This is a genomic window from Pseudomonas sp. C11 (genome assembly GCF_034683865.1).
Taxonomy (GTDB): Bacteria; Pseudomonadota; Gammaproteobacteria; order Pseudomonadales; family Pseudomonadaceae; genus Aquipseudomonas.
On sequence record NZ_JAWIIP010000002.1, the window covers coordinates 446072 to 461667 of the forward strand.

The 15596-nt window shown below is 65.0% G+C and carries 14 protein-coding genes and 1 pseudogene; 11 read left to right on the forward strand and 4 right to left on the reverse strand.

Features of this window, described 5'->3' with window-relative positions:
• The first annotated feature begins 30 nt into the window (after positions 1 to 30).
• The gene (locus VC352_RS05085; protein ID WP_322978498.1) at positions 31 to 1659 is read left to right on the forward strand and encodes an NADP-dependent glyceraldehyde-3-phosphate dehydrogenase; all 1629 of its coding nucleotides are present in this window, start codon (positions 31 to 33) and stop codon (positions 1657 to 1659) included.
• A 124-nt stretch (positions 1660 to 1783) separates the two neighbouring features.
• Here the strand turns inward: VC352_RS05085 and VC352_RS05090 are convergent.
• Both VC352_RS05090 and VC352_RS05095 read right to left on the reverse strand, forming a co-directional pair.
• Positions 1784 to 1960: pseudogene (locus VC352_RS05090) on the reverse strand (hypothetical protein); the annotation flags it as partial.
• Between the two features lie 95 nt (positions 1961 to 2055).
• Entirely contained in the window at positions 2056 to 3180 is a 1125-nt protein-coding gene (locus VC352_RS05095) for a M14-type cytosolic carboxypeptidase (RefSeq protein ID WP_322978499.1), read from the reverse strand.
• A 124-nt stretch (positions 3181 to 3304) separates the two neighbouring features.
• Here VC352_RS05095 and VC352_RS05100 point away from each other — a divergent pair, with 124 nt between their 5' ends.
• Together VC352_RS05100 and VC352_RS05105 are read left to right on the forward strand one after the other, a co-directional pair.
• Positions 3305 to 3835 carry a tetratricopeptide repeat protein gene (locus VC352_RS05100; protein WP_322978500.1) on the forward strand — a complete coding sequence of 177 codons (531 nt, stop codon included), beginning with the start codon at positions 3305 to 3307 and terminating at the stop codon, positions 3833 to 3835.
• A gap of 91 nt (positions 3836 to 3926) precedes the next feature.
• Entirely contained in the window at positions 3927 to 4790 is an 864-nt protein-coding gene (locus VC352_RS05105; protein ID WP_322978501.1) for a DUF6279 family lipoprotein, read from the forward strand.
• Positions 4791 to 4793: 3 nt separating this feature from the next.
• On the opposite strand, the gene ung is transcribed toward VC352_RS05105, so the two are convergent.
• Positions 4794 to 5483, reverse strand: a complete 690-nt coding sequence (gene ung / locus VC352_RS05110; protein ID WP_322978502.1) for a uracil-DNA glycosylase — start codon at positions 5481 to 5483, stop codon at positions 4794 to 4796.
• 140 nt (positions 5484 to 5623) lie between these two features.
• On the opposite strand from ung, the gene VC352_RS05115 reads away from it, so the two are divergent.
• Positions 5624 to 6436 carry an HDOD domain-containing protein gene (locus VC352_RS05115; RefSeq protein WP_322978503.1) on the forward strand — a complete coding sequence of 271 codons (813 nt, stop codon included), beginning with the start codon at positions 5624 to 5626 and terminating at the stop codon, positions 6434 to 6436.
• Between the two features lie 170 nt (positions 6437 to 6606).
• Here the strand turns inward: VC352_RS05115 and VC352_RS05120 are convergent, their stop codons facing one another.
• Positions 6607 to 7488, reverse strand: coding sequence for an AraC family transcriptional regulator (locus VC352_RS05120; RefSeq protein ID WP_322978504.1), 882 nt, complete (start codon positions 7486 to 7488; stop codon positions 6607 to 6609).
• Positions 7489 to 7609: 121 nt separating this feature from the next.
• Between VC352_RS05120 and VC352_RS05125 the strand changes: the two genes are divergently transcribed.
• From VC352_RS05125 to mmsB, 7 genes are all read left to right on the forward strand, one after another.
• Complete coding sequence (locus tag VC352_RS05125; RefSeq protein WP_322978505.1) at positions 7610 to 9106, forward strand: CoA-acylating methylmalonate-semialdehyde dehydrogenase; 1497 nt, start codon at positions 7610 to 7612, stop codon at positions 9104 to 9106.
• 93 nt (positions 9107 to 9199) lie between these two features.
• Positions 9200 to 10447: a substrate-binding protein gene (locus tag VC352_RS05130; RefSeq protein ID WP_322978506.1), complete on the forward strand. Its 1248-nt coding sequence runs from the start codon at positions 9200 to 9202 to the stop codon at positions 10445 to 10447.
• 6 nt (positions 10448 to 10453) lie between these two features.
• Entirely contained in the window at positions 10454 to 11617 is a 1164-nt protein-coding gene (locus VC352_RS05135) for an isobutyryl-CoA dehydrogenase (protein ID WP_322978507.1), read from the forward strand.
• Between the two features lie 78 nt (positions 11618 to 11695).
• Entirely contained in the window at positions 11696 to 12514 is an 819-nt protein-coding gene (locus tag VC352_RS05140) for an enoyl-CoA hydratase (RefSeq protein WP_322978508.1), read from the forward strand.
• 92 nt (positions 12515 to 12606) lie between these two features.
• Positions 12607 to 13710 carry an enoyl-CoA hydratase/isomerase family protein gene (locus VC352_RS05145; protein WP_322978509.1) on the forward strand — a complete coding sequence of 368 codons (1104 nt, stop codon included), beginning with the start codon at positions 12607 to 12609 and terminating at the stop codon, positions 13708 to 13710.
• Positions 13711 to 13858: 148 nt separating this feature from the next.
• Entirely contained in the window at positions 13859 to 14689 is an 831-nt protein-coding gene (locus tag VC352_RS05150) for an isocitrate lyase/phosphoenolpyruvate mutase family protein (protein ID WP_322978510.1), read from the forward strand.
• Between the two features lie 22 nt (positions 14690 to 14711).
• The gene (mmsB, locus tag VC352_RS05155) at positions 14712 to 15593 is read left to right on the forward strand and encodes a 3-hydroxyisobutyrate dehydrogenase (RefSeq protein WP_322978511.1); all 882 of its coding nucleotides are present in this window, start codon (positions 14712 to 14714) and stop codon (positions 15591 to 15593) included.
• The last annotated feature ends 3 nt before the right edge of the window (positions 15594 to 15596 follow it).

The following is a 15596-nucleotide window of genomic DNA, read 5'->3' on the forward strand; positions in this document are numbered from 1 at the left end:
TCGTAGGGCACCTCTAAAAGGACTGGAACCATGAGCACAGAGAACCGCCTGGACACCCTCTTCCCCAGCGCCGCTCAGATACCCGAGCAGTACCGCCTGGACACGCCGATCGAGCAACGCGAATACCTGCTCGATGGCGAACTGCATACCTGGGAAGGGCCTCTGGCCAGCGTGCGCAGCCCGGTCTGCCTGACCCGGAACGATGGCAGCGTCGAGCAGGTGGTGCTCGGTAGCGCCCCGCTGATGGACGCCGACGCAGCCCTCGCCGCCCTGGACGCCGCCGTACGCGCCTACGACAACGGTCAGGGTCTGTGGCCCAACCTGCGCGTGGCCGAACGCATTCGTCATGTGCAGAGTTTCCTCGCGCGCATGCGTCAGCAGCGTGATGTCGTGGTGCGCCTGCTGATGTGGGAAATCGGCAAGAGCCTGAAAGACGCCGAGAAGGAATTCGACCGCACCTGCGACTACATCGTCGACACCATCGACGAACTGAAGAAGCTCGACCGTCGCTCCAGCCGCTTCGAGCTGGAACAGGGCACCCTCGGCCAGATCCGCCGCGCACCGCTGGGCGTAGCACTGTGCATGGGGCCCTACAACTACCCGCTGAACGAAACCTTCACCACCCTGATCCCGGCGCTGATCATGGGCAACACCGTGGTGTTCAAGCCGGCCAAGTTCGGCGTGCTGCTGATCCGCCCGCTGCTCGAAGCCTTCCGCGACAGCTTCCCGCCGGGCGTGATCAACGTCATCTACGGCAAGGGCCGCGACACCGTCAGCGCGCTGATGGCCAGCGGCAAGGTCGACGTGTTCGCCTTCATCGGCACCAACAAGGGCGCCAGTGACCTGAAAAAACTACACCCGCGCCCGCACCGCCTGCGCGCCGTGCTCGGCCTGGACGCGAAGAACCCAGGCATCGTCCTGCCGCAGGTGGATCTGGACAACACCGTGGAAGAAGCCGTGACCGGTGCCCTGTCGTTCAATGGCCAGCGCTGCACCGCACTGAAGATCCTCTTCGTCCACCGCGACGTGCTGCAGCCTTTCCTCGAACGCTTCAGCGCCAAGCTCGCCGCGCTCAAGCCGGGCATGCCCTGGGAGCCAGGCGTGGCCCTGACGCCGCTGCCCGAGCCGGGCAAGGTCGACTACCTGAACGGCCTGCTGCAGGACGCGCTGAGCAAGGGCGCCCAGGTGATCAACGAAGGCGGCGGCAGCCAGCGCGAGACCTTCTTCTATCCGGCGCTGCTCAGCCCGGTCAGCGCGGACATGCGCCTGTACCACGAGGAGCAGTTCGGCCCGCTGATTCCAGTGGTGCCGTACGACGAGATCGAGGAAGTGATCGACTACGTACTGCACTCCGACTACGGCCAGCAGCTCAGCCTGTTCGGCAACGACCCAGCGCAGGTCGGCCAGTTGATCGACGCCTTCGCCAACCAGGTCGGCCGCATCAACGTCAACGCCCAGTGCCAGCGCGGGCCGGACAGCTACCCGTTCAACGGGCGCAAGAACTCGGCCGAGGGCACCCTGTCGGTGTACGACGCGTTACGCGTGTTCTCCATCCGCACCCTGGTGGCCACCCGCGACCAGGAGGCCAACAAGGCGCTGTTCAGCGGCATCATCCAGGGGCGGCATTCAAGCTTCCTGACCACCGACTACATCTTCTGAGAGCCTGTTCATCATCTTTACTAGTTTTGCCTGAAAACTGGTGTAGATACCCACCAACTTCGTTAAGCAGCAGAGAATGATCGTAAACAGGCTCTAAGCGTCCCGCCGTACCGGCCTGTGCTTATCAGCGCAGGCGGGTCACCATCTGCGCCAGCACCGTCAACACGTCACGCCCCAAGCGAGCGGAGCGCGCCCCGTTCCAGCCGGTGTCCGGCTGGGGGCTATCGTCATGATCCTTGAACGGCATCTCCAGGGTGAACGACAGGCAATCGAACGCCTGGCCCACGGCATTGCAGGCCAGTTACGTAGGGTGGGCTTCAGCCCACCAATTTCATTAAGCAGCAGAGAACGATCGTGAACAGGTTCTAAGCGTCCCGCCGTACCTGCCTGTGCTTATCAGCGCAGGCGGGTCACCATCTGCGCCAGCACCGTCAACACGTCACGTCCCAGGCGAGCGGAGCGCGCCCCGTTCCAACCGGTGCGTGGCTGTGGGCTATCGTCATGATCCTTGAACGGCATCTCCAGGGTGAACGACAGGCAATCGAACGCCTGGCCCACGGCATTGCAGGCCAGCGCCAGGTTGGCCTGACCCGGCTCGGCACGCGGGTAGCCGAAGCGCGTCTGGAACTCGCCGACCGCCATCAGGCGCGAGCGAAACTCTTCTTCCAGTGCGGCCAGGCGCGACGTGTAACCCGGATTGCCCTCGCAACCAGCGGTGAAGACGTGGGGAATTTCCTCGTCGCCATGGATATCGAGGAACAAGTCGACGCCAATCCGCCGCATCTGCTCCAGCACGAACAACACTTCGGGGCTGCGCTCGGCACCGGCTGACTGCCAGGCGCGGTTGAGATCCTGGCCGGCGAAGTTGGTACGCAGGTGGCCGCGAATGGCGCCGTCCGGGTTCATGTTAGGTACCAGATACAGATCGGCCTGCGCCAGCAGCTCGGCCATCTGCGCATCCTGGGCATCGAGCAGCCGCTCGATCAGCCCCTCCATGAACCACTCGGCCATGTGCTCGCCGGGATGCTGCTGGGCGATGATCCATAGCTTGCGCGGCTGGGCAGCTCGCCCGCCGATGCGCAGCAACTCGATGTCGCGGCCCTCCAGGCTCTTGCCGCAGGCGACCTGCTCGGCACCGGCGGCCAGGCTGCGCGCGATCAACTGATCATGCCGCGCGCGGCTGTAGGGTTCGAAATAGGCAAAACGAACCTGCGGCTGCTCGGCCACCAGCTCGAAGCGGAGTTGCCCGTCGACGAACTGCGTGGGCACGCGGAACCAGTGTTCGCCGTCATAGCTGGCGGCGGTCTGGTAGCCCGTCCAGGCATGGTTGTAGGCCGACTGTCCGGCGTTGGTCAGCACGAATCCATAGCGCTGCCCGACCGCAAGTTCGGCGACCTGAAAGTGAAACCATTGAAAGTGCGAGCTGTTCAGATCCGGGCGGATCGCCAGCAGCACGCGCTGCGCGTTACTGCTGTCGATGACCTGGATATTGCCGCTGTCGAAATCCGCACTGATCTTCATGCACGCCTCGCTGAATCGAACGAAGGCGGCAGCATTGCAGGTGATCGCTCGCCTGTGAAGGACTCGAGAGAACTATGGTGTATGCCTGAGGCCTAATGCCCCACATCTGCCAACCGGAGCCCCCATGAATAACCCACTTCGCTACCCAGCCCTCGCGCTGTTCACCCTGGCGCTACTGGCCGGCTGTGCCAGCCAGAAACCCGAGGAAAAACCCAAGGAGCAAGCGCCTGCTAGCGAGATGACGCAGGAGCAACAGGTGCAGCAGAAGCTGCTCCAACAAGCGCAGCGCGGCGATCTGGAGAGCCAGTTCCAGCTGGGCAGCAGTTACTTCGTCGGCCAGCCGGTAAAAGACCTCAAGCAGGCTGAGTACTGGTGGAAGCAGGCCGCCGACAAAGGGCATGCCATGGCAGCTGTCAGCCTCGCCTACCTCTACACCGGCCGCGACGCCCCGGAGCTGGCCAACCAGAGCGAGATGCTGCGCTATCTCAACCAGTCCGCCGCCGCCGGTAATCCGATGGCGCAACACGTACTGGGCAACCTCTATCGCCGTGGCGAAGGCGGCCTGCCGCGTGACCCGGATCAGGCACGGCGCCTGTACGAAAGCGCCTGCAAGCAAAACTACGATGTGTCCTGCGCCGCGCTGCAGCGTGAGTGACCCGGCAACTCTTTAGCGGATATTTCCGCCCCCTTGCCCTGCGTGGCCAAGGCGGTAGGCTCGGGGGCTCCCGCCTTGCGAGATACCGCCCATGCACAAGTTCTGGCTGACGCTGTTGGGCCTGCCCGTGCTGCTGGTTGCCTGCAGCCGGGTCGACCTGGCCTACCGCAACCTCGACTGGCTGATCCCCTGGAAGCTGAATGACTACCTGGCGCTCGACGACCAGCAGCGCGCCTGGCTCAAACCACGCCTGCAGCAGCACCTGAGCTGGCACTGCAGCCTGGAGCTGCCGCGCTACCTGATCTGGCTGCGTGACAACCAGGCGCTGCTGAACGATCCGGATCCGCAGCGTCTGAACGAACAGCTGGACGAATTCGAGCAGGCCCTGCAACGGATCGCCGTGCAGGTCACACCCCATACCACCGAACTGCTGCGCGGCCTCAACCCGCGCCAGGTCGAGCAACTGTTCGCCGAACTGGACGAGCAGAATGCCGAGCTGCGCGACACCTTCCTGACACCGCCGCCAGCCGAGCAGATCAGGCTGCGCGTAGAACGCATGAATGAACGCCTGGAGCCCTGGCTTGGCACTTTGAATGCGCCACAACGGCAAAGCGTCGAGGCCTGGGCCAACCGGCTGGGCGCGCAGAACGCGGTCTGGCTGGACAATCGCCTGACCTGGCAACAGGCGCTGCGCGAGACGCTGGACGCGCGGCGCAGCGACAGCTTCGCGCCACGCCTGGAAGCCTTGCTGCAGGCGCGCGAGCGCTTCTATACAGAAGCCTATCGAGCCAGCCATGCAGCCAACCGCGAGGCGTTGGTGCAGTTGTTCGTCGCACTCATCCGCCAGGCCGACTCCGATCAGCTAGCCCGTGCCGACAGCCGCCTGAATGCCCTGCACGATGACCTCGCAGCGCAGCGTTGCCAGGCCGACGAGTCCGTGGCCAGCGCGGATTGACGATCAGAGCGGCGGCAGTTGCCAGTCGATGGGCGTCAGGCCGTTCTGGCTGAGGAACTGGTTGCAGCGGCTGAAGTGGCCGTTGCCGATGAAGCCGCGATGCGCCGACAGCGGCGATGGATGTGGCGAGCGCAGCACCAGGTGCTTGGTCGGGTCGATCAGGCGCTGCTTGCTCTGCGCATGGCTACCCCAGAGCATGAATACCAGCTTGTCCTGATGCGCGCTGACCACCTCGATCACCCGGTCGGTGAAGAACTGCCAGCCCATCTTGGCATGCGAGCCGGCGTTAGCGCGCTCCACCGTCAGCGAGGTGTTGAGCAGCAGCACGCCCTGGTCGGCCCAGCTTTGCAGATAGCCGTGCGCGGGGATGTCGAGGTTCAGGTCGCGCTTGAGTTCCTTGTAGATGTTGACCAGCGACGGCGGCGTCTGCACACCAGGCTGTACCGAGAAGCACAGGCCATGGGCCTGGCCCGGGCCGTGGTAGGGATCCTGGCCGATGATCACCACCTTCACCTTGTCCAGCGGCGTGGAGTTGAGCGCATTGAAGATCAGCGGGCCCGGCGGGTAGATCTCCTTGCCGGCCGCTTTCTCCGCCCGCAGGAACTCGCGCAGCTCCTGCATGTAGGGCTTGTCGAACTCCTCGCGCAGCGCGTCCTTCCAGCTGGCTTCGAGTTTGATGCGATCGTCGGTCATCCGCTTTTCCTGCCTGAGTCTTCACAAGTGCAGGCACGCTAGAGAAGGGGTTGCGGCAAGTCAAGGAAGGCTGACCCGGCAAACTCAATGATGCTTTGCTAGCCTTCAAACCATAACTACCGAGAACGCCCCCGAAGCCAATGCCGACCACCGCCGATACTCTGCGCCTCGCGTTACTCAACCGTTTTCTCAAAGGCGAAGCGAAGATTCCGCAGATGCCCGAAGCCGCCGTGCGCATTCGCAAACTACTCGATGACCCACACACGTCACTGGAACAGCTGACCCGGGTGATCAATGGAGATCCGCCCCTGGCCGCCTATCTGATGCAGTTCTCCAACACACCGCTGCTGCGCGGTAACCGCGCCTGCACCTCGCTGCGCGACCTACTCGGCCGCCTCGGTACCCGGCAATTGGCCGACCTGGTGCTGGGCTTCAGCCTGCAACACCTCTTCACTAGCCAGGACGCCGCACTGCAACAGGCCTTCCGCGCGCGCTGGAAGCATGCCCGCGAACGGGCCGCCTATTGCGCCGTACTGGCACAACACATCGGCTTCTCCATGGACGACGCCATGCTCGGCGGGCTGCTGCAGGACATCGGCAGCCTGCCGCTGCTGTCGGAGCTCGAGCACTGGCCGGATCTGCCACGCGACGCCGAATCCCTGCATGGGCTGTGCGAAGCGCTTTCAGGGGATGTCGGTGCACTGATCCTGACGCGCTGGCAATTGCCCTCGGCGGTGATCGAATGCGCACGCCTGCAAGGTCAACTGCAACGCTCGCACGAAGGCGCAGCCGACTTGGCCGATCTGGTGCTGCTGGCCAGCGCCCTGCAAACGGCGGACGAGTTCACCGAGCCGCAGCCGAGCCAACTCAAACTGGGCCTGGAACGCCCACTTGCCGAGCTGCGCAACGAATTGGCGGACGGGCTCAAACTGTGGAAGCGCCTGCTCGCCTGAAACCTGCCCGCTAGCAGGCCGTTGAAAAACGTAGGCGAGGCAGGCAAGACAAGGAAAAAACGACCGAAAAAGCGCAGTTTACGTGTTGTAAATGAGCATTTTGACTGGGCTCGCACGCGAGGGCGTTTTTAACGCAGTATTGCCAACGCAGGTAGTTTTTAAACGGCCTGCTACCCCTGGTGCAGCGCCCGGTAATGACTGGGCGCCATGCCCACCACCTTGCGAAACAACCGTGAGAAGTAATACGGGTCGTCGTAGCCCAACTGCTCGGCCACCTGACGCACCTCGATATCGCCGCGGTCGAACAGGCGGCAGGCCAGGGCCATCTTCAACTGGATAAAGTCCTGGATCGGCGCATGGCCGGTCAGCGCGCGGTAGGTCTTGGCGAAGTGAAAGCGCGACAGTTTGAACTGCGCGGCCAGGTCGTCGAGGTTGAGACTGCCGTGCAGGTGCTCGCGCATCACCGCCTGCACGGCCTCGATATCCAGCACCCGCCCGGACTTGAGGTTGACCCGCGCCGGCAGCACCGCCAATGAACTAAGCATCGCCTGCAGACGGTGCGCGGCATGAATGAAGGGCACGGCATTGAGACCCTGGCGCTGTACGGCCAGCAGCGCTTCGAAATCGCCCAGCAGACGCGGCTGCACACCGATGCGGCGCAACACCTGCTTACCCAGCAGACGCAGGAAGTCCTCGCTGAGGCTGCCGTCGAAGTGCACCCAGTAAATCGTCCAGGGGCTGTGCGCGTCGGCACCATAGGCATGTGCGATGTCCCTGGGCAGCACCAGCAAATCGCCAGCCATTATCTCGAATCGTCCATCCCCCACCTCCAACCATCCGCCACCCGAGCGGCAATAGATCAGCAGATGATCCTCCGGCCGCTCACGCCGCATCTGATGCCCGGCAGCCTCCGGGTAGAAGCCCATGGCCAATGGATAGCAGCCTGCACTCAGGGCATGGCGTGCCAGCAGGCGACGCAGGCGCGGTGGTGTGATGAAGCGCTGCCCGCCAACCGGCAATGGCCAGTTGGAGGTTTCCACACGCACCGCCATACACACCTCACACTCGCAGATCGAATGCCAAGATCGTCCATCCAATGACCAAGATCGTCAATCCACAAGTACGTCGCCAAGGGCTATAACGGAGCACAGACAAGAACAACAGGAGGCCACGATGCCCCATACCCTGCCGCAACTGATCGACGGCCAATGGCAGCAAAGCCAGGCCACGGATCTGATCGAAGTCACCGACCCGGCCACCCAGGAGGTGATTGCCCTGGCGCCCAAGGCCACTGCCGAGGAAATCGAGGCGGCAGTCGCCAGTGCGCAGAAGGCCTTCCTCGCCTGGCGCGAGGTGCCGGTATCGGAGCGAGCCCGCCTGATGCTGCGCTACCAGCACCTGCTCAAGGAGCATCACGACGAGCTGGCGCAAATCCTCGCCCAGGAAACCGGCAAGACTTTTGCCGACGCCAAGGGCGACGTCTGGCGTGGCATCGAAGTGGCCGAGCATGCGGCCAATATCGCCAGCCTGATGATGGGCGAGACGGTGGAGAACGTCGCCCGCGAAATCGACACCGCCAGTTGGATCCAGCCGCTGGGAGTGTGCGTCGGCATCACCCCGTTCAACTTCCCGGCGATGATTCCGTTGTGGATGTTCCCACTGGCCATCGCCTGCGGTAATACCTTCATCCTCAAACCGTCCGAACAGGATCCGCTGACGCCCAATCGCCTGGCCGAGCTGTTCATCGAAGCCGGCGCGCCCGCTGGGGTGCTGCAAGTGCTGCATGGTGGCCGCGAACAGGTCGATGCACTACTGGTACATCCGGCCGTACGCGCGATCTCCTTCGTCGGCTCGGTCAACGTGGGCCAACATGTCTACCGCACCGGCACCCAGCACCTGAAGCGCGTGCAGGCCTTCGCCGGGGCCAAGAACCATATGGTGATCATGCCGGACGCGCCCAAGGATCAGGTGCTCAGCAACCTGCTCGGCGCCAGTTGCGGCGCCGCCGGGCAGCGCTGCATGGCCATCAGTGTGGCGGTGTTCGTCGGCGAGTCGAAGCAGTGGATCGACGAGCTGGCCGAGCAGATGGCCGCCCTGCGCCCCGGCCACTGGCGGGACAGTGGCGCGGCCTACGGCCCGTTGATCAGCCCGCAGGCACGTCAGCGCGTGCTGCACCTGATCGACCAGGGCAAGGCGGAAGGTGCCGAGTGCCTGCTCGATGGTTCGCAGTGCGCGGTGGAGGATTACCCGAACGGTAACTGGGTCGGGCCAACGCTGTTCCGTGGCGTGACGACGGAGATGAGCCTGTACCGCGAGGAAATCTTCGGCCCGGTGCTGGTGTGCATGGAGGTCGATACCCTCGAAGCCGCCATCGCGCTGGTCAACGCCAGCCCCTACGGCAACGGCACCAGCCTGTTCACCCGCTCCGGCGGCGCCGCGCGGCACTTCCAGCATGCGATTGAGGTCGGCCAGGTCGGCATCAACGTGCCGATTCCGGTGCCGCTGCCGTTCTTCTCCTTCACCGGCTGGAAAGGCTCGTTCTACGGCGACCTGCACGCCTACGGCAAACAGGCGGTGCGCTTCTACACCGAGACCAAGACGGTCACCAGCCGCTGGTTCGACGACACACCGCTGGAGGCCGGGCCGAACATGACCATCCAATTGAAATGAGAACGACGTAGCCGTTATACGAAAAGACAATCACCCAGGCCGGACAAGCGGCGTACAACGTAGTCTGCAGAACAAAAACAAAAGGAGACTGCAATGCGCCGACTGTCCGCCGTCCTGGCCCTGTGGGCCACGATCACCGCCGGTGCGCAGGCTGCCGAGCCCATTACCCTCGGGCTCAACTACCCGCGCACCGGCCCGTATAAAGAGGAGGGATTGGCGCAGATGCGTGGAGCCCTGCTGGCCATCGATGAAATCAACGCCGCTGGCGGTGTGCTGGGCCGGCCCTTGCGCCTGTCCAGCAAGGACACTGCCTCGCGCCCGGCCAAAGCGGTGAAGAACGTCGACAAGCTGGCTGCCGAAGGCGCGTCGATGCTCTTTGGCGGCTCATCCAGCGCGGTGGCCATCGCCGCCGGCAAGCGCGCCAAGGAGCACGGCCTGCTGTATTTCGGCACCCTCACCTACTCCAACGACACCACCGGCAAGGACGGCCACCGCTACATGTTCCGCGAGTGCAACAACGCCTGGATGAGCGCCCAGGTGCTTGGCCAGTACCTGAGCAAAACCTTGCCGAACAAGCGCTATTTCTATGTCACTGCCGACTACACCTGGGGTCATACCACCGAAGCTTCGCTGCGCCACGCCACCGCCAGCAATGACCCTGGCCAGCATGCCGGCGTACGCGTGCCCTTCCCTGGCGCACGCCTGGCCGACTACACCGATGCCCTGACCCAGGCCGCGTCCAGCAAAGCCGACATTCTCGCCCTAGTGCTGTTCGGTGAGGATCTGGTGCGCGCCATGCGCATCGCCAAGGACATGGGCCTGACCGAACGCATGCAGATCATCGCGCCCAACCTGACCCAGAGCATCGTCGAACAGGCCGGCCCCAGCCTGATGCAGGGCGTGATCGGTACCGAGCCCTGGACCTGGCGTGTGCCGGCGCTGGAGAAATCCGCGCGCGGTGAAGCCTTCGTCGAGGCCTTCAAGACCCGCTATCAGATGTACCCCTCCAGCTCAGCCGCCTCGGCCTACAGCATCGTCCAGCAATGGGCCGATGCCGCCAAGCGCGCCAACAGCCTCGACAGCGAAGCGCTGATCAAGGCGCTGGAAGGCCACCGCTACAGCCTGCTGAAAGACGAGCAGCAATGGCGCACCTTCGATCACCAGAACCTGCAGACCGTCTACGCAGTGAAGGTCAAGTCACGTGACGAGGTGCTCAAGGATCCGCTCAAGCAGGACTACTTCGAAATCGTCGACCGCCTCGACGCCAGCACGGCGCTGCCCAGCCTCGCCGACTGGCAGGCCGAGCGCGAGGCCGGCGGCCAACCCCTGACCTTGCAATGAGATGCCATGGACTTCGAACTCAGTGATGAACAACGCCTGCTCACCGACAGCGCCCGCGCCTTCGCCACGCGGGAGCTGGCGCCCCACGCCGCCGACTGGGATCGCGACCACCACTTCCCCGTCGAGGTGATTCGCCGCGCCGCCGAACAGGGCTACCTGGCCCTGTACATCGCCGAAGAGGATGGCGGTCTGGGCCTGTCCAGGCTGTCCAGCGCGCTGATCTTCGAGCAACTGGCGGCCGGCTGCGTCGCCACCACCGCCTACCTGACCATCCACAACATGGCCACCTGGATGCTCGCCAGCTTCGCCGACCCGGCGCTCAAGGACGCCTGGCTGCCTGGGCTGATCAGCGGCCAGTCGTTGGCTTCCTACTGCCTGACCGAACCGGACGCTGGCTCCGACGCGGCCAACCTGCGCACCCGCGCCCGCCGCGATGGCGACGAGTACGTGATCGACGGCAGCAAGTGTTTCATCTCCGGCGCCGGCAGCACCGATGTGCTGATCGTCATGGCGCGCAGCGGCGAAGACGGCGCCAAGGGCATCTCCTGCTTCCTGGTGCCGGCCGATGCCCCCGGCGTGCGCTACGGGCGCAACGAGGACAAGATGGGCTGGAAGGCGCAGCCGACCCGCACCATCACCTTCGAGGGCGTGCGCATTCCCGCCAGTCACCGTATCGGCCCGGAAGGCGAAGGCTTCGTCTACGCGATGAAGGGCCTCGATGGTGGCCGTCTGAATATTGCCAGTTGCTCGCTCGGTGCCGCTCAGGCGGCGCTGGAACAGAGCCTGCGCTACGTCGAGGAACGCAAGCAGTTCGGCAAGCCGCTCAGCCAGTTCCAGGCCCTGCAGTTCAAGCTCGCCGACATGCTCACGGATCTGACCGCCAGCCGGCAGATGGTGCGCCTGGCCGCGCACAAACTCGATCACGGCCACGGTGAAGCCAGCCTGTATTGCGCCATGGCCAAGCGCTTCGCCACCGACCACTGCTTCGCGGTGTGCAACGAAGCCCTGCAACTGCATGGCGGCTATGGCTACCTCAACGACTATCCGCTGGAGCGCTGGGTGCGCGACGCCCGCGTGCACCAGATCCTGGAAGGCACCAACGAAATCATGCGGGTGATCGTCGCCCGCCGCCTGCTTCTGCAGGGCGGCATGCTCGATCGCCTGCTGTAGTAGTAACCCCAGTTAGGTGCGAGCGATGTTCGCGAGCAGAGCTCGCTCCTACGGCAATGATGAATATCGAGGACGACCATGAGCACTGCACTGGAAACCTACAAATCCGGCATCTTCGACCTGACTCACAAGCTCACCGTGGAGAAGCACGGCCACACCGCGCTGATCACCATCAACCACCCGCCGGCCAACACCTGGGATCGTGACTCGCTGATCGGCCTCAAGCAGGTGATCGAGCACCTCAACCGTGACGACGAGGTGTACGCCCTGGTGGTGACTGGCCAGGGGCCAAAGTTCTTTTCCGCCGGCGCCGACCTGAACATGTTCGCCGATGGCGACAAGGCCCGTGCCCGAGAAATGGCGCGACGCTTCGGCGAAGCCTTCGAGACCCTGCGCGATTTTCGTGGCGTCTCCATCGCCGCGATCAACGGCTACGCCATGGGCGGTGGCCTCGAATGCGCCCTGGCCTGCGACATCCGTATCGCCGAGCGTCAGGCACAGATGGCCCTGCCGGAAGCCGCCGTCGGCCTGTTGCCCTGCGCCGGTGGCACCCAGGCACTGCCCTGGCTGGTCGGCGAAGGCTGGGCCAAGCGCATGATCCTCTGCGGCGAACGCATCGACGCCGACACTGCCCTGCGCATCGGCCTGGTCGAGCAGGTGGTGGACACCGGAGAGGCACGCGGCACCGCCCTGCTGCTGGCCTCCAAGGTGGCGCGGCAGAGCCCGGTGGCGGTGCGCACCATCAAGCCGCTGATCCAGGGCGCCCGCCAGCGCGGCCCGAACACCTGGCTGCCGGAGGAGCGCGAGCGCTTCGTCGACCTGTTCGACGCCGACGACACCCGCGAAGGCGTCAACGCCTTCCTGGAAAAACGCGATCCGCAGTGGCGCAACAAGTAAGCACGCTCGTAGGGTGGACGTCGCCTTTCACGTCCACCACAACACACGCGGTGGATGGACAAAGCGCCATCCACCCTACGCGGGAAACACGCATGAACCTGCAATTCGAAGAACGCCCCAGCCTGCATGGCTACCGCATCGGCATCGCCAGCCTGGATGCCGAGAAGAGCCTCAACGCCCTCTCCCTGCCGATGATCGAGGCGCTCGGTGCACGCTTGCAGGCCTGGGCCGATGACCCCGAGATCGCCTGCGTGGTGCTACGCGGCAACGGCGCCAAGGCCTTCTGCGCCGGCGGCGACGTGGTGCAGCTCGTGCACCAGTGCCGCGAACATCCCGGCGAGGTGCCGCCGCTGGCGCGGCGCTTCTTCGCCGACGAATACCGCCTCGATTACCGCATCCACACCTACCCCAAGCCCTTCATCTGCTGGGCGCATGGTCACGTACTGGGCGGCGGCATGGGCCTGATGCAGGGCGCCGGCATCCGCATCGTCACCCCGAGCAGCCGCCTGGGCATGCCGGAAATCAACATCGGCCTGTACCCGGATGTCGGCGGCAGTTGGTTCCTCGCCCGCCTGCAGGGTCGCCTGGGCCTGTTCCTCGGCCTCACCGCCGCCAGCATCAACGCCCGCGACGCGCTGGATCTAAACCTGGCCGACCGCTTCCTACGCGACGACCAGCAGAACGCCCTGCTCGACGGCCTGGTGCAACTGAACTGGCGCGAGCAGCCCAACGCCCAGTTGCACAGCTTGCTGCGCGCGCTGGAAAGCGAGGCGCGCAGCGAACTGCCCGCCGCGCAATGGCTGCCACGCCGCGAGCGTATCGACGCGCTGCTCGATTTCGCCGACCTGCCGGCTGCCGTGCAGGCGCTCAGCGCCCTGCAAGAGGACGACGATGCCCCGCTCGCCCGCGCCGCCAAGACCCTGGCCCACGGCTGCCCGCTGACCGCGCACCTGGTCTGGGAGCAGATCCGCCGCGCCCGCCACCAGTCGCTGGCCGAGGTATTCCGCATGGAATACGCCATGAGCCTGAACTGCTGCCGTCACCCGGAATTCCCCGAGGGCGTACGCGCGCGCCTGATCGACAAGGATCAGATGCCGCACTGGCATTGGCCGGACGTGGCTGCAATCCCGGCAGCCGTGATCGACGAGCACTTCGCCCCGGCCTGGGACGGTGAGCATCCATTGGCGGATTTGTAGAAGGCCGTGCACCCCATGCGTAGCCCGGATGCAATCCGGGAATCGGGTTGCACGAAACGCCCCGGATTGCATCCGGGCTACACGCTTTTGCGGGAGGGGCTTTAGCCGCGACCTGAAGAGCTGCAACCACTTACCAAGGAGCGACGGCATGGCCGACACGCAGCAGCAAAAAGCCCTGGCCTTCCAGGCCCTGCACCAACGTGACGAGCTGCTGGTACTACCCAATCCCTGGGATGCCGGCTCGGCGAAGATCCTCGCGGCGCTCGGTTTCGAAGCGCCGGCCACCACCAGCGCCGGCCTGGCCTTCAGCCTCGGGCGCGTCGATGGCGAAGGCCTGATCAGTCGCGAAGACACCCTGACCAATGCCCGCGCCATCGTCGAGGCCACGCCACTGCCGGTGGCAGCCGACCTGGAAAACGGCTTCGCCGACGAGCCGCTGGGCTGCGCCGATACCCTGCTGCAGGCCGCTGCCTGCGGGCTGGTCGGCGGTTCCATCGAGGATGCCAGCGGCAACCCGCAGGCCCCCATCTATCCGCTGGAGTTGGCGGTCGAGCGCATCCGCGCCTCGGTGGCGGCCGTACGCAGCCTGCCCTTCCCCTTCACCCTCTGCGCCCGTGCGGAAAACTTCCTGCACGGGCGCGAAGACCTGACCGATACCTTGCGCCGCCTGGAAGCCTATGCCGAAGCCGGCGCCGACGTGCTCTATGCCCCCGGCCTGACTACTCGCGCGCAGATCGATGCCGTGGTGCGAGCCGTGGCACCGCGCCCGGTCAACGTGCTGCTGGGGCTGTCCAGCAGCGCACTGACACTGGATGACCTGGCCGAGCTGGGCGTGCGCCGCGTCAGCGTCGGCTCCAGCCTGGCGCGCGCGGCCTTTGGCGGCTTCCTGCAGGCCGCACGCGCGCTGCGTCAGGGCGATGCTGGCTTCGCCAGGGAGGCGGCACACTTCGCCGAGCTCAACGATCTGTTCAAGCGCTGACAACAAGAAAAGGAGAACCAACATGACCCAGATCGCCTTTATCGGCCTCGGCCACATGGGCCTGCCCATGGCCCGTAACCTGCTCAAGGCGGGCTACCCGCTGAAAGTCTTCGACCTGGTGCGCAGCGCCGTCGATAGCCTTGCCAGCGAGGGTGCGGTGGCGGCCGACAGTGCTGCAGACGCCATCGATCAGGCGCAGGTGGTGATCAGCATGCTGCCGGCCAGCCGCCATGTGGAAAGCCTGTACCTGGGCGAAGACGGCCTGCTCGATCGGCTCAAGGCCGGCACGCTGGTCATCGAGTGTTCGACCATCGCTCCGGAGTCCGCGCGCAAGGTGCACGCCGCTGCCCGCGAACGCGGCATCGCCCTGCTCGATGCGCCCGTGTCCGGCGGCACCGGCGGCGCGGCGGCCGGCACCCTGACCTTTATGGTCGGCGGTGAAACCCAGGCGCTGGAAAGAGCCCAGCCGATCCTCGCCAGCATAGGCCGCAACATCTTCCACGCCGGCCCGGACGGTGCCGGTCAGGTGGCCAAGGTGTGCAACAACCAGGTGCTCGCGGTGCAGATGATCGCCACCGCCGAAGCCATGGCCATGGGCGTGGCCAACGGCCTGGAGCCAGCCGTTCTGGCCGAGATCATGCGGCAGAGTTCCGGCGGCAACTGGACGCTGGAGAAGTACAACCCCTGGCCCGGCGTGATGGAGAACGCGCCGGCATCGAACGGCTACAGCGGCGGCTTCATGGCCGAGCTGATGGCCAAGGACCTCGGCCTGGCCCAGGAAACCGCCAGCCATAACGGCAACAGCGCGCCAATGGGCGCCCTGGCGCTGCAGCTCTATCGCCTGCTGCTCAAACAGGGCAAGGGCAGGCAGGACTTTTCGGTCATTCAACAGTTGTTCGTCTGAGCG